Origin of the sequence: Pseudomonas alkylphenolica, from assembly GCF_016009175.1 — a bacterium.
Taxonomy (GTDB): domain Bacteria; phylum Pseudomonadota; class Gammaproteobacteria; order Pseudomonadales; family Pseudomonadaceae; genus Aquipseudomonas; species Aquipseudomonas alkylphenolica_B.
Genome location: NZ_JADUCM010000055.1, coordinates 1 through 14,006 on the forward strand (window position 1 = coordinate 1; position 14,006 = coordinate 14,006).

General features: G+C 63.4%; 15 protein-coding genes, 2 pseudogenes and 1 riboswitch. Of the genes and pseudogenes, 4 read left to right on the forward strand and 13 right to left on the reverse strand.

Features of this window, described 5'->3' with window-relative positions:
• Positions 1-898, reverse strand: a pseudogene (locus tag I5S59_RS25715) (hypothetical protein); the annotation flags it as partial.
• 194 nt (positions 899-1,092) lie between these two features.
• Positions 1,093-1,695 carry a lytic transglycosylase domain-containing protein gene (locus I5S59_RS25720; RefSeq protein ID WP_197879080.1) on the reverse strand — a complete coding sequence of 201 codons (603 nt, stop codon included), beginning with the start codon at positions 1,693-1,695 and terminating at the stop codon, positions 1,093-1,095.
• Between the two features lie 177 nt (positions 1,696-1,872).
• On the opposite strand from I5S59_RS25720, the gene gspG reads away from it, so the two are divergent.
• From gspG to I5S59_RS25740, 4 genes are all read left to right on the forward strand, one after another.
• The gene (gene gspG / locus I5S59_RS25725; RefSeq protein ID WP_197879081.1) at positions 1,873-2,295 is read left to right on the forward strand and encodes a type II secretion system major pseudopilin GspG; all 423 of its coding nucleotides are present in this window, start codon (positions 1,873-1,875) and stop codon (positions 2,293-2,295) included.
• Positions 2,296-2,310: 15 nt separating this feature from the next.
• Positions 2,311-3,498: a type II secretion system F family protein gene (locus I5S59_RS25730; protein WP_197879082.1), complete on the forward strand. Its 1,188-nt coding sequence runs from the start codon at positions 2,311-2,313 to the stop codon at positions 3,496-3,498.
• A gap of 38 nt (positions 3,499-3,536) precedes the next feature.
• Positions 3,537-3,651, forward strand: a riboswitch (TPP riboswitch).
• Positions 3,652-3,730: 79 nt separating this feature from the next.
• A complete protein-coding gene (locus tag I5S59_RS25735) occupies positions 3,731-4,378 on the forward strand; it encodes a TenA family protein (RefSeq protein WP_197879093.1) in 648 nt (215 codons plus the stop codon).
• Between the two features lie 2 nt (positions 4,379-4,380).
• Entirely contained in the window at positions 4,381-5,040 is a 660-nt protein-coding gene (locus I5S59_RS25740; RefSeq protein WP_197879083.1) for a TenA family protein, read from the forward strand.
• Positions 5,041-5,210: 170 nt separating this feature from the next.
• Here the strand turns inward: I5S59_RS25740 and ureG are convergent, their stop codons facing one another.
• The 11 genes and pseudogenes from ureG to mhpE all read right to left on the reverse strand — a co-directional run.
• Positions 5,211-5,831: an urease accessory protein UreG gene (gene ureG / locus I5S59_RS25745; RefSeq protein ID WP_197879084.1), complete on the reverse strand. Its 621-nt coding sequence runs from the start codon at positions 5,829-5,831 to the stop codon at positions 5,211-5,213.
• A gap of 10 nt (positions 5,832-5,841) precedes the next feature.
• Positions 5,842-6,516 carry an urease accessory protein UreF gene (locus I5S59_RS25750; RefSeq protein WP_197879085.1) on the reverse strand — a complete coding sequence of 225 codons (675 nt, stop codon included), beginning with the start codon at positions 6,514-6,516 and terminating at the stop codon, positions 5,842-5,844.
• Positions 6,516-7,061 (reverse strand): HupE/UreJ family protein, encoded by a 546-nt coding sequence (locus I5S59_RS25755; protein WP_197879086.1) that lies wholly within the window; start codon positions 7,059-7,061, stop codon positions 6,516-6,518. The genes I5S59_RS25750 and I5S59_RS25755 overlap by 1 nt, the downstream gene beginning before the upstream one ends.
• Before the next feature lie 20 nt (positions 7,062-7,081).
• Positions 7,082-7,561, reverse strand: a complete 480-nt coding sequence (gene ureE, locus I5S59_RS25760) for an urease accessory protein UreE (RefSeq protein ID WP_197879087.1) — start codon at positions 7,559-7,561, stop codon at positions 7,082-7,084.
• Between the two features lie 10 nt (positions 7,562-7,571).
• Complete coding sequence (ureC, locus tag I5S59_RS25765; protein ID WP_197879088.1) at positions 7,572-9,275, reverse strand: urease subunit alpha; 1,704 nt, start codon at positions 9,273-9,275, stop codon at positions 7,572-7,574.
• A complete protein-coding gene (locus I5S59_RS25770) occupies positions 9,272-9,589 on the reverse strand; it encodes an urease subunit beta (protein ID WP_197879089.1) in 318 nt (105 codons plus the stop codon). The genes ureC and I5S59_RS25770 overlap by 4 nt, the downstream gene beginning before the upstream one ends.
• Positions 9,590-9,598: 9 nt before the next feature.
• On the reverse strand, positions 9,599-9,901 hold the full coding sequence (locus tag I5S59_RS25775; RefSeq protein WP_107023374.1) for an urease subunit gamma: 303 nt from the start codon (positions 9,899-9,901) through the stop codon (positions 9,599-9,601).
• Between the two features lie 9 nt (positions 9,902-9,910).
• Positions 9,911-10,744, reverse strand: a complete 834-nt coding sequence (locus tag I5S59_RS25780) for an urease accessory protein UreD (protein WP_197879090.1) — start codon at positions 10,742-10,744, stop codon at positions 9,911-9,913.
• A gap of 190 nt (positions 10,745-10,934) precedes the next feature.
• Complete coding sequence (locus tag I5S59_RS25785) at positions 10,935-12,209, reverse strand: OprD family porin (RefSeq protein ID WP_197879091.1); 1,275 nt, start codon at positions 12,207-12,209, stop codon at positions 10,935-10,937.
• A gap of 75 nt (positions 12,210-12,284) precedes the next feature.
• Complete coding sequence (gene mhpT / locus I5S59_RS25790; protein WP_197879092.1) at positions 12,285-13,496, reverse strand: 3-(3-hydroxy-phenyl)propionate transporter MhpT; 1,212 nt, start codon at positions 13,494-13,496, stop codon at positions 12,285-12,287.
• Positions 13,497-13,566: 70 nt separating this feature from the next.
• A pseudogene (gene mhpE / locus I5S59_RS25795) lies at positions 13,567-14,006 on the reverse strand (4-hydroxy-2-oxovalerate aldolase); the annotation flags it as partial.

The window sequence follows — 14,006 nt, forward strand, 5'->3', positions numbered from 1 at the left end:
CGCTGGATATGATCTCGTTGCCGTCGACCATGGCGATAATCGGTGTGCCGGCCTTGCCTTCACGCAGCCAGGGCTCGCGTTGCGGGTAACGGGCCTGGTAATCGACGATGGGTTGTCCGGTCGGGGCCCGGCCGGTGGTGCTCAGGCGCATTTCCTCTTCAGTGAGGGTGTTGCGGTAGGTACGCCCGCCTTTGGGGACCACCACCAGTTGCCCGAACAGGCCATTGGAGACGTTACCCGCGGCGCCTTCGCCACCAAAGGTGGCGCCACGGCTGGAGACGGCAAAGGCGCCTTCGCGTTCTGCATACAGGGTGTAGGAACGCGTGCCCCCGGGGGCAACCAGGAAGTTGCTGTTGCGCCCGGTGTTGGCAGCGATGTCACCAATGCTGTTGACCGCCTGCATGCCGTTGACCTGGAAGCCGACGTGGCGGTCGGTGACCTGGTCGTCAACCACCTCACCTTCTGGTGCAGGGGCTGCGTCGCCCTCCTCGCCCTCGACTTCGGTTTCTTCGCCGGCATCATTGGAATGATTCGGGTTGGCCTGGTAAGCCAGCAGGTTCTGCAGATTGACGGTCAGACAATCGCCGGCCGCCACCCGCAACACAATCGGCCGTGGGCGCTTGTCCGGGCGCAAGGTGACCTTGCCTGGCACTGCAGCCCCGCCGTTGGCCAACGACACCTGGTGCTCGTCGACCACATCGCGACTCAAGGCGAACATCATGCCGTTGGCATTCTGCGCCCCGAGGCGGTTGAACATCAGTGGCTGGTCCAGCGCCACTACGTTGGCCACCAGATTACGCTCGCAGCGTACGGCAGCTTCACCCTCCGACTGCCACACAAAGGTGACGGCAGAGATCAGCATTGAAGTCAGGACGGAGCCTTTGATTGGAGTCATCATGGCGTGCCTCTGGTGATGCCGGGAAACTTTGAAGGGGCTGACGCAAGCGCCGTGCCATAGTTTTTTGTTGTTTTAAATCAGCGCTTTACGAGTGTTAATGAATCTCAATTGGGGGCTATCCCCCGAAATTCCCCACTAATCGGGGGCGGCCCTGTAGCGGCCCCCCAATTACCCACACCCGCCAATTCCGCCGATCACAGCGGCGCATCCATTGCCAGGCCCTGAAGCCGCCGGTACTGGCGCAACACCTTGGGCACATAGCGCTGCGTCTCGGCATACGGCGGCACGCTGCCACGGCGCATCACCGCATCGGGCCCGGCGTTGTAGGCCGCCACCGCCAAGGTGATGTCGTTGTCGAACATCGTCAGCATGCGTTTGAGGTACCGCGCCCCGCCCTGGACATTGGAGGCCGGATCCAGCGAGTTCTTGACCCCGAGCTCGCGCGCCGTATCGGGCATCAATTGCATCAGCCCCACCGCCCCACTGGCCGAGCGCGCATTGGGGTTGTAGCGTGACTCTGCCTGAATCACCGCATGCAGCAATGCGGCCGGCACATCGTTGGCTTCAGCCGCCTCGGCTACCAGTTCGGCGTAGGGCATGCCGGTGATCAGCTGCGGCTGATCACCATTGCCCAGACTGGCAACGGGTTCGCTGACCACCCGCTGATACGTTCGTCCGGGTCGGTGAACGTTTGACAGTACATAGCTGCCGTCAGCCTTTACCGAGATGTACACATCCGCCTCGACCGGGCCTGTACAGGCCAGGCACGCAAACAATCCTGCAGTAAGCCAGCGCATAGTGCCGCCCTCCCCGTTGCGTCCCCCGAAAAGTGGGGCATATGCCCCGATTGCCGAGGCTTTTCAGCTATGACGCAAGCACTGTGCCGCCTTGCCGGGCGCGTGGCGCAAAGGCTTGACGCAGACGCGCACGGCATTTGCATAAAGCCCTTCAGGCACACAACGGAGGGCCTGGGCATGAACAACAAAAAACGTTCGCAACGGGGATTCACTTTGCTCGAACTGCTGGTAGTGCTGGTGGTGCTGGGCCTGCTGGCCGGGATCGTTGCCCCCAAGTATTTCAGCCAGCTGGGCCGCTCTGAAGCCAAGGTGGCGCGGGCGCAGATCGAAGGCCTGAGCAAGGCCCTTGACCTGTACCGGCTGGAAGTGGGGCATTACCCCAATACTGAGCAAGGCCTGCAGGCGCTGGTGACCGCCCCCAGCGACGAAGCGCGCTGGTCCGGGCCCTACCTGCAGAAAAAGGTCCCCCAGGACCCGTGGGGACGTAACTACATTTACCGCCAACCCGGCGAAAACGGCGAGTACGACCTGCTGTCTATGGGCAAGGACGGTCAACCCGGTGGCGATGGCGAGAATGCCGAGGTCACCAGCTGGCAGTAAGCGGAGGATCAGCACATGCGCTATGAACTCAAGGCGCTGGGGAAAGCCGGTGTGGTTCTGCTGACCCTGGACGCACAAGATGCCGGGCAAGCCCGCTTGCAGGCGGAGCAACAAGGCTTGCGGGTGGTCAGTGTGCGCAGTGCCGAGCGTTTCGCCCAGTTGCGTTGGCGCCGTGCTGAAGCCTTCAACCTGGTGCTGTTCAGTCAGGAACTGACCACCCTGCTCAACGCCGGCCTGCCGCTGATTGACGCGCTGGAAAGCCTGGCGGAAAAAGAGTCCGCCCCGCAGGCGCGCAAGACGCTCAGCGAACTGGTGCGCCTGTTGTATGAGGGCAAGTCGTTCTCCCAGGCATTGGGCCAGCTGCCCAGTGTGTTTCCGCCGCTGTATGTCGCACTGGTGCAGTCGAGTGAAAAAACCGGCGCCCTGGGCGATGCACTGGGGCGTTACGTTGCTTACCGTCAACGCATGGACGAAGTTCGCCAGAAGATCATCAGCGCCTCGATCTACCCGTTGTTGCTGTTGCTGGTCGGCGGTGGCGTCGTGCTGTTTCTGCTGGGTTATGTGGTGCCGCGCTTCAGCCTGGTGTTCGAAGGGCTGGGCACCGAATTGCCCTGGCTGTCGCGTTGCCTGATGCAGGCAGGGATGTTCCTGCATGCGCATCAGGCCACACTGGGTCTGGGCTTTCTGGCGTTTTGCCTGAGCCTGTTCGTACTGCGCCGCGACCCACGCGTGCGGCGCTGGCTGAACCGCCAGCTGGAACGTTTGCCTGCCTTGCACCGACGCCTGGTGATGTACGAACTGGCGCGCTTCTATCGCTCGCTGGGCATCTTGCTGCAGGGCGGTATCCCGGTACTCACTGCCATGGAGATGGCGCGCGGCCTGCTGGGTGCGGCGGCCAAGCAGCGCCTGCAGCACGCCTGTGACCGGGTGCGTGAGGGCCTGTCACTGTCAGCGGCACTGGAGCTCGGCCAACTCGTCACGCCGGTGTCGCTGCGACTGCTGCGGGCAGGCGAACAGTCAGGCAACCTCGGTCAGATGATGGAGCGCAGCGCCGACTTCTATGACGAAGAGATCAGCCGCTGGATCGAATGGTTCGTGCGTTTGTTCGAACCCCTGCTGATGACCTTCATCGGCCTGTTGATCGGCCTGATCGTCATCCTGATGTACATGCCGATCTTCGAGCTGGCTTCGAGCATTCACTAGCCGCCGACGTGACAAGCGATCGCGCTTGCTGTATAGATTCGGCCACCAAGGGGAGCCCGGCAACGGGCTGAGAAACCGCTGGCACCTGCAGCGCGGTGACCCTTCGAACCTGATCCGGATCATGCCGGCGAAGGGATGGGGATTGCCAACCTGCCTTTTTGCCGGTCTCACTGCGAGGCCGCCCATGTCAGATATACCCGGTCTCGCTGTCGCCAACTACAAGGACAGCACGATGACCGCACGCTTCACCGATACCCTGCGCCAACAGAGCGAACCCACCTGGACGCAGATCATCGAACACCGCTTCGTCAACGAACTGCTCGATGGCAGCCTGAGCGACGCGGTGCTGAGCAACTACCTGATCCAGGACCACCGCTTCATCGATGCCTTCCTGACCTTGCTCGGTGCCGCCATTGCCAGCGCCGACACCTTTGAAGCGCGTATTCGTCTGGGCCGTTTTACCGGGGTGATCTCTGGCGAAGAGAACACCTACTTCCTGCGCTCATTCGAAGCCCTTGGCGTCACCGAAGCACAGCGCCAGCAGGCGCCAGATTCGGTGCCCACCGCAGGTTTCAAGGCGATCATGCGCGAAGCCGCGGCCACGCGGTCGTACGCGGCCGCCCTCGCCGTACTCAACGTCGCCGAAGGCCTGTACCTGGACTGGGCCCTGCGCGCGCCCGCCGTGTTGCCGCCGCGTTTTGAACATGCGGAGTGGATCACCCTGCACAACAATCCGGACTTCCAGAGCTTCGTGGCCTTCCTGCGCAGCGAGCTCGACCGGGTCGGCCCGGCACAGGCAGCCATCAGCAATGACTTCTTCCAGCGTGCCGTGGCGCTGGAGCAGGCGTTTTTCGACGCCGCCTATGACATCAAGGGGTAATTATGGATATCTTCGAACGCCTGAAACAGGCGGCTGCCAGCGACTGGAACAGCTACGTCGAACATGATTTTGTTCGTCAGATGGGCGCAGGCACCCTGGCGCAACCGGCCTTTCGCAACTACCTGGTGCAGGACTACCTGTTCCTGATCCAGTTCGCCCGCTCCTGGGCACTGGCGGCCTACAAGAGCCGGACCCTTGCCGACATCCGCGCGGCGCAGGCAGGGCTGGCGGCAATCCTCGATGAAACCGAGCTGCATGTGCGGTTGTGTCAGCGTTGGGGCCTGTCGCCTGATGAACTGGCCGCAACGCCGGAACATCAGGCCACCGTCGCCTATACCCGTTTCGTGCTTGACTGCGGCGCTGCGGGCGACCTGCTCGACCTGCATGTCGCCCTGGCGCCCTGCGTAATCGGTTACGCAGAAATCGGCCGTAACCTCACCCCCAACGGCATCGAAGCGCTGGCCGATCACCCGTACCGGGACTGGATCGGCGAATACGCCGGTGTTGGCTACCAAGGGGTGGCCACCGCAGCACGCGCGCACCTCGATGACCTGGCCTCACGGGCCATGACCGAGCGGCGGTTTGAAGAGCTGGTGAAAACGTTCGGCCAGGCGTCCCGGCTGGAAGCCGATTTCTGGCAGATGGGCCTGGACGCCGTATGACACCGTAGGAGCCAGGCTTGCCGGCGAACCAGGCGCTGCGGTGTGCCTGTTGCACCGCGTTATCGTTCTTCGCGGGCAAGCCTCGCTCCTACAGGATGGCGGTGTAAATCTGTAGGAGCCAGGCTTGCCGGCGAACCAGACGCTGCGGTGTGCCTGCTGCGCCTACAGGGTTAATCCAGCATTCCGCGCTCGACAATAAAGTCGATCACCCGCTGCAAACCCTGCCCCGTCTTGAGGTTGGTAAAGGCCCAGGGGCGCTCGGGGCGCATGCGCTGGGTGTCTTTTTCCATCACCTCGAGCGAGGCCCCCACATAAGGCGCCAGGTCAATCTTGTTGATCACCAGGAAATCCGACTTGGTGATCCCCGGCCCGCCCTTGCGCGGAATCTTCTCGCCTTCGGCGACGTCGATCACATACACCGTCAGGTCGGCCAGTTCCGGGCTGAACGTGGCACTCAGGTTGTCACCGCCGCTCTCGACGAAGATCACTTCAAGGTTGCCGAACTTGCGCGCCAGGTCTTCCACCGCCGCCAGGTTCATCGAGGCATCTTCACGGATCGCGGTGTGCGGGCAGCCACCGGTTTCCACACCGACAATGCGTTCCGGGGCCAGTGCCCCGGCTTCGGTGAGGATGCGCTGGTCTTCCTTGGTGTAAATGTCGTTGGTGACCACGGCGATTTCATAGTGATCGCGCATGGCCTTGCACAGGGCTTCAAGCAGTGCGGTCTTGCCAGAGCCGACCGGGCCGCCGACACCCACGCGCAGGGGTTGCTGGTAGCTTTGCTGTTGCATAGGGCTTTCCTCAGGATCGGAACAATCGGGTGTATTGGGTTTCGTGACGGGCGGAGGCAATCGCCAGCAGTGGCAAGCCACCGCCGAGTTCCTCGTCCGGTAAGGCCAGGGCGCTTTCCAGCACCTCGGGCAAGGCTTCGCTGAGGTCGCGCAGCAGGGTTTGCGCCGCCTGTTGACCAAAGGGCACCAGTTTGACGCCCGCCATCAGCGCACCTTCGAGCCAGGCAAAACCATGCCCCAATGCCAGGTCGCGCAACGGGATATCCCACTGTGCACCGAGCCAGGCCATGCCGCCCAGTTGGCTCATGCCTACGCAGCTGCGCCACGCCGGGGCCTGGCACCACTGCCAGCCATCCAGCAGCCGGGCCAGGGCCATACCGCGCTGGCGTTCTTCAAGGCGCAGTTCGGCGGTTTCGCGGTTGGCCAGCAAGAACGTGCTCCAGCGTGCAAACGCCTCGACATCATCATCGCGACAGGCCTGGTACAGGCGCGCCAACAGCGGCCAGTCCAGGCACCCCAGGGTGTCGTGCAGCTGCTGCAACTGCCAGGCGCGAAAACCGTCGGCACCCTGCACCCATCCGGCTTCAACCGCCCACTCAAGCCCTTGCGAATAGGTGAAGCCGCCGACCGGCAGGTTGGGGCTGGCCAGCTGCAACAGGCGCAGCAGTTTCAGGTCAACGCTCATCAACCGGCCAGCACCAGCGCAGCGCCGGCCAGCAGGCCGCCACCAAAGGCTTTCTGCAGGCCTTTGTGCTGACGCAACAGGCAGCCGCCCGCGAAGCCTGCCAACAGCAGCACGCCGCTGACGCTGACAAAGCCTGCACTGAAGACCCAGAACGCCCCCGGGCTGGCTTCAACGCCATGCGCCCAGCCGTGAAACAGGGCAAACAGCGGCATGGCCAGGGCCAGCAGCACCTGGCGACTCGGCAGCAGCAAGGCAGCCGCCGCCACCAGCAACGAGCCGATGATCATCTGTTCCATGCCGATCACACCGCCGAACAGGTGCCCCATGATCGCGCCGCCAAACATCGCGCAGAGGGTCAGCAGCGGCAAGGCCAGGGTACGGCCGGTCAGGGCCGCCAGCACGCCGGTGCCGAGCAGCATCAACAAGTGGTCGAGGCCGGTGAGCGGGTGCAGCAAACCATCCTGCAACGGGTTGGCATCATGGCCCGGGTGCGCAAAGGCCGGTACGGCAACCAGCAGCAGAATCAGGGCGAAGGTCTTTTTCATGGTCAATCTCCTTGTGAAAATCAGTGCTGGGCAACCCGCACAAACGGGTGGTCGCTGTATGAGTGGCTGTGCGGAGCACTTTGGTAAGCGCCGGCTTCGGGCTCGAACGGCGCCTGCTCCACCGTCACCTGCAGCCCCAGGCCGCGGACCATTTCGTCCAGTACATGGTCATGCTGGTAGCGGACAAATCCGTCATCGATCTGCAGCGGCACATGACGGTTACCCAGGTGATACGCCGCGCGCGTCAGCAACAGCGGATCGGCACAACGCACCGTGGATACCTGCTCGGCAGCCGCCAGCACGCGAATCACTTCGCTGCCCTGCTCGTCGCCGAGCAGCTCGCCGCCGCGAATCAGCTGGCCACGTTCCAGCATCAAGCCTGCTTCGCGCCCGTCATCGAGGGTCACGCGTACACGGCTCTTGATCCGCACGTCCAGCGCGAGGGTGACCGTAGCGCTGGGTTGGGCGGCCTCACTGAGCCGCCGCGTCAAAAGAATCATGTTCACTCCTTCAGAACAGAAAATAACGTTGCGCCATGGGCAATACCGTCGCCGGTTCGCACACCAGCAACTCGCCGTTGGCCCGCACTTCGTAGGTCTGCGAATCCACCTCGATCAGGGGCAGCAGGCTGTTGTGGACCATGTCGCCCTTGCGCACCGTGCGGCAGCCGTGAGCCACACCGATCAGGCTGCGCAAGCCCAGTTCATGGTGAACGCCGCGCTCATGCGCCGACTGCGACAGGAAAGTCATGCGCGTGGCATTGCGCGCCGCGCCCAGTGCGCCGAACATCGGCCGGTAGTGCACCGGCTGCGGCGTCGGGATCGAACCATTGATGTCGCCCATGGGCGCCATGGCGATCATGCCGCCCTTGATCACCAGCGCAGGCTTGACCCCGAAGAAAGCCGGCGCCCACAGCACCAGGTCGGCCAGCTTGCCTGCTTCGACCGAGCCCACTTCATGCGCGATACCGTGGGTCAGCGCCGGGTTGATGGTGTACTTGGCGATGTAACGCTTGACCCGGAAGTTGTCGCTGTAATGGCTGTCGGGTGCCAGCGGCCCACGGCGGCGTTTCATCTGGTCAGCGACCTGCCAGGTGCGCAGCACCACTTCCCCTACCCGGCCCATGGCCTGGGAGTCGGACGAGGTCATGGAAAAGGCGCCGAGGTCATGCAGGATGTCTTCAGCGGCAATGGTCTCGCGGCGAATGCGCGACTCGGCAAACGCCACGTCCTCGGCAATGCTCGGGTCCAGGTGGTGGCAGACCATGAGCATGTCCAGGTGCTCATCGACGGTGTTGACGGTGTACGGCAAGGTCGGGTTGGTCGACGATGGCAGCACGTTGGCAAACGCCGCCGCGCGGATGATGTCCGGGGCGTGCCCACCGCCTGCGCCTTCGGTGTGGAAGGTGTGGATGGTGCGATCGCCAATCGCCGCCAGGGTGTCTTCGACACAGCCGGACTCGTTCAGCGTGTCGGTGTGAATGGCTACCTGCACGTCCAGTTCTTCGGCCACCGTCAGGCAGCAATCGATCGCGGCCGGCGTCGAGCCCCAGTCTTCGTGCAACTTCAGGCCGACCGCGCCGGCATGAATCTGCTCGCGCAGCGCTTCTGGTCTCGAGGCGTTGCCTTTGCCGAGCAGGCCGATGTTGATCGGCAGTTCGTCGGCGGCCTGGAGCATCCGCGCCAGGTACCATGGCCCGGAGGTGCAGGTGGTGGCATTGGTGCCGGTGGCAGGCCCGGTACCGCCACCGATAAAAGTGGTAACGCCGGAGGTGAGCGCCTCCTCCACTTGCTGCGGGCAGATGAAGTGAATGTGCGAGTCGATGCCACCGGCGGTGACGATCTTGCCTTCGGCGGCGATCACCTCGGTACCGGCACCGATCGGCAGCGTCACGCCCGGCTGCACATCGGGGTTACCCGCCTTGCCGACGGCGAAAATGCGCCCGTTTTTGATGCCGATGTCGGCTTTGACGATACCCCAGTGATCGATGATCAAGGCATTGGTCAGTACCAGGTCCATAGCCTGGGCGGCGAGCATCTGGCCCTGGCCCATGCCGTCGCGGATCACCTTGCCGCCACCGAACTTGACCTCTTCACCGTACAGGGTGAAGTCCTTCTCCACCTCCACCCACAGCTCGGTATCGGCCAGGCGCACGCGGTCGCCTACCGTGGGGCCGAACATGTCGGCATAGGCCCGACGGGAAATCCGGCTCATACTTCGACCTCCAGCTTGCCCATGACCTTGCCCTGAAACCCATACACTTCACGTTTGCCGGCGTACGCCACCAGAGTCACGGTGCGCGCCTGCCCCGGTTCGAAGCGCACCGCGGTGCCGGCAGCGATGTCCAGGCGAAAACCACGGGTGGGTTCGCGCTCGAACACCAGGGCGTCGTTGACCTCATAAAAGTGATAGTGCGAGCCAACCTGCACCGGGCGATCGCCGTGGTTGGCCACGGTGACGCTGCACGTCGGGTAGCCCACATTGAGTTCGATGTCACCCTCGGCGACCTGTACTTCTCCGGGAATCATATGGGGCTCCTAAACAATCGGGTCATGTACGGTCACAAGCTTGGTGCCGTCGGGAAATGTGGCCTCGACCTGCACATCGGGAATCATCTCGCTCACCCCCTCCATGACCTGCTCGCGGCTGAGCACTTCGCGGCCCAGGTTCATCAGTTCGGCCACTGTGCGCCCATCGCGTGCGCCTTCCATGACGGTGGCACTGATCAATGCCACCGCTTCCGGGTAGTTGAGCTTCAGGCCACGGGCCAGGCGGCGCTCGGCAAGCAGCGCTGCGGTGAACAGCAGCAGTTTGTCTTTCTCTCTCGGGGTCAGCTCCATGGCACTCTCTCAGGTCGCCCAGATACGCGGCGGGCATGGCGCCAGGCCGATCACGGCCGGACGCAGGGCATGCCATAGCCGCTGCAGGGTCAGTTGCAAACGTTGGTTGTCGTGGTCCAGCAGGCGCACTACCAGCAGCTGACCAAGCAGCGTCGCTCCGGCGGGGACGTTCAAGCAGTCCAACAGCGCGCGGGCTTGCTCGAGCAGATCGGGGTCGGCGGGATACGCACAAAAGGTCGACTGCAGCGGGTAACCACCGAGCTTTTGCAGCTGGCCACCCTCGATACGCAGGCGTTCATGCAAGCCGGGATCGTCAGGCACATCGATCTGCAGGCGGCTGTCCAGCGCACCATGACTGAACGTCTCGTTCATCACCGGCCGCCCCAGGCACAGGGTTTCCCAGGCCAGCAAACGGGCGCCGGGAGACAGGCTGAAGCGGTTTTCCAGGCGTGCCCGCGCACCGGCAAAGCAGATGCTGCCCTGGGGCAACCACTCCAGCACACTGTCGGGTGCCAGGTGAAAATGCTGGCGCAAACAGGCGGTATCGCCGCCACTGCGATAGAACTTGGTGGCGCCGGGCATGGTCAGCAGCGCGTGGCTGCCCGGCTCAAGGTGCACATCGAGCACCAGCTTGTCGCCGCCGACGACACCGCCGGGCGGATGCAGCACATAAACGTGGCACGGTGCACCTTCCGGGTAGAACGGCCGCTGCACCAAAAGAGGACCGAAATGACGTCGCGCACCAATACAGGTCTTCGCCCCGCGACGAACAAAATGCAGCATCAGCTCGGCACTCCAGCCGGTATCGCGGGCAGCGAGGTCGAGCGATTGAGGAAGCGACATGCACTTGATCCCTGTAAATACGGAGTTCAATGAGCTTCAGAGACGGGGCAGCCTTCATTTCGCACTGCGGCACGGTGAAGGCCTGACCAATCGATCAGCTATCGATACAGGGAGACAAAGCACATAGCGGGCCAGAATGGCCCGCGGGGAAAGAAAGGCGCACCGGATTGGCGCTTCGCGCTCACTTCATTTACCAGAGCACCAGGGTGTAATCGATGTTCACCCGCAGTTCATTGCCATCCCTGAAGGTCGCTGCCGGGGCGAAGTCGTTGCGGTACCAGGCATGCCGGACACGCAGTCCCAAGCCCTTCATGCTGCCCGACTGCAGCACATAGGAGAGTTCGACGTCCTTCTCGGTTTCGTGGCGGTCATCGCCGCCCAGCGCAACCGGCAAGTCGATGTTGCTGCCGTCGATGTAACGCACCATACCCTTGAGCCCCGGCACGCCTTGTGCGCTGAAGTCATAGTCGTACTTGACCTGCCAGCTGCGTTCCTTGGGGTTGATGAACTCGGAGCTGAGCGAGCCCTCAGTGATCACCAGCGGCTCGGTGCCGGCAATGTAGGGCATGGCGGTGGCCCCGGTGAGCTGCATATAGCCGGCACCCAGGCTGTGCGCACCCTGGGTGTAGGTGAACATCATGCCCAGGTTGCGGTTGTCGACCTTGCCGCCACCGGCCGCGCCGTCTTCACCGGCAATGAAATAGCGCAGGTCGCTTTTCAGACGCCCGCTGCCCAGCGGCTGCAGGTGCTCGACGCCGACGAAGTCCTTGCGGTACAGGTCCTTGAGGGTGGCGTGGTAGTACTTGAGCGTCAGCGCATCCGACCATTTGTAGTCGGCCCCCATGAACACGAACTGGTCTGACTCGGCCTTGCCGTTGAAGCGGCCATTGGGCGCTGCCATGGTGATCTTCTGGTAGTTGGTCGAATCACGCTGGTTCATGCGGTCCAGCCAGCCGGCATGCAGCGTCAGGTTGTCGATGTCTTGCGAGCGCAGGTAGGTACCGCGCAAGGTCTGCGGCAGCAAGCGGCTGGGGCTGGCAAAGACCACCGGCAACAAGGTGCTGATGGTGCCGACCTGAAGCTCGGTTTTCGACACTTTGGCCTTGGCAGTCAGGCCCAGTTCGGAATAGTCGTCACGCGGCTCGCGGTCGGTTGCATCGTAGGGCAGCAAGCCGGTGCCGACACGGTCTGGCGAAGAATCCAGCTTCAGCCCCAGCAAGCCTTGCGCGTCCAGACCAAACCCCACAGGCCCGTCGCTGAACCCGGAGGTGAACCTGAAGATAAAGCCCTGGGCCCACTCACGCGCGGCAGACTGCGCCGAGGTGCCTTTGAAGTCGCGATCAAAGTAATAGTTGCGCGCCGTTACGCTCGCTTTGCTGTCTTCGATAAAACCGCCAGCCCAGGACGAGGACGCCAGGGTAAACGACAGGCACAGGCCGGCCGCTCGCAGAATGCAGGTATGCATGGCAAGGATCACTTTATTGTTGTTGTCGTAAACCCGGCCGCTAAAACAGCCGGGCTGTGGAACGAATCGGCGGGGTTATTCGGGCGCCAGCTTGTTACGCCGCAGCGACAGGCAGAACATCGCCCCCGCCGCCAGCACGATGCCCGGCGCGGACGCCAGCATCACGCCCGCCGTACCCGTGCCCAGGGCGAGCATCTGCCCGGCTACCAGCGGCCCGCTCATGGCGCCCAGGCGTCCAACCGCCACCGCCGTGCCAACGCCGGTAGCGCGCATGTGCGTCGGGTAGAACAACGGGGCCAGGGCATACAACACCCCTTGCCCGCCGGTGGCGAACAAGCCGGCGACAAAGCCGGCCACGAGCATGTGTTCAAACGCATTTGCCAGGCCCAGGGCCGTCAGCGAGCCGAGGATGCCCAGATAGATCAGCGAGGCGATGGCCCAGGCGGGCAAGCGGTCCATCAGCGCGCCCAGCAACAAGGTGCCGATGGCAGCGCCCAGTTGCAGCGCCAGCATCACCCAGCTGGCCTGAACACCGGTGAAGCCCTGCCCCACCAGCAGACTCGGCAACCAGTTGATGAGGATGTACACCACCATCAAGGTGAAGAAGTAGCTCAGCCACAGCAGCAACGTCGATGAGCCTGCACCGTTACGGAACAGACCATGCCAGAGGCCCGTGCTGTTGTCGGTCGATTGCTGGCCATCGCGAAACGCCGCCGATTCCGGCAGGTAGCGCCCCAGCAGTGGCACGATAAGCAGCGGCACGGCGCCGCCGACATAGAACACCACCTGCCAGCCGACGGAGTACCCGGCAATACCGATCACCGCTGCCAACGCCGCGCCCAACGGCACACCGCAGTACATCATGCTTACCGCCGTGCCACGCAAGCGCGGCCCCGCCGCTTCTGACGTCAAGGCAATCAGGTTGGGCAGCGCCGCGCCCAGGCCCACGCCGGTCAGGCAGCGTGCGACGATCAGGCTGTTGAAGTCCCAGGCCAGTGCGGTGACCAGGGAAAACAGCCCGAACAGCGCGACCGAGCCCATCAACACGCGTTTGCGGCCGATGCGGTCAGCGACCCAGCCACCCACAAACGCGCCAGGCAGCAGGCCGAGAATCCCGGCGCTGAAGACCCAGCCCATGTGCAGCTTGTCGAGATTGAATGCGGCGGCCATGCCTTGCGCAGCGATACCCGCCGCTTGTAGATCCAGTCCTTCCATCAGCGCCACGAGAAAACACAGGCTGATGGTGGTCGCGAGTTGTGCACGGCTCTGGGCAGTTACAACAGTCATGTTCAAGCACCTCGATTTATTATTGTGTGAGGGCAAGGAAAGCGGTCACCCGGCGGGTAACCGCATGGATTCATCCACGTTTGAGCAAGTCCAGCGCGACGTCGACGATCATGTCTTCCTGGCCGCCGACCATGCGGCGCTTGCCCAGTTCGACGAGGATGTCGAGGGGCTTCAAGCCGTACTTGGCGGCGGCCACTTCGGCGTGGCGCAGGAAGCTGGAGTAGACACCGGCATATCCGAGGCCCAGGGTTTCGCGGTCGACCCTTACCGGGCGGTCCTGCAGCGGACGGACGATGTCATCGGCCGCATCCATCAGGGTGTACAGGTCTGTACCGTGGTTCCAGCCCATGCGCTCGGCAGCGGCGATAAAGACTTCCAGTGGTGCGTTACCGGCACCGGCGCCCATCCCGGCCAGGCTGGCGTCGATGCGATCACAGCCCTCTTCCACGGCGGCAATCGAGTTGGCCACGCCGAGGCTGAGGTTGTGGTGCGCGTGCATGCCCACCTGGG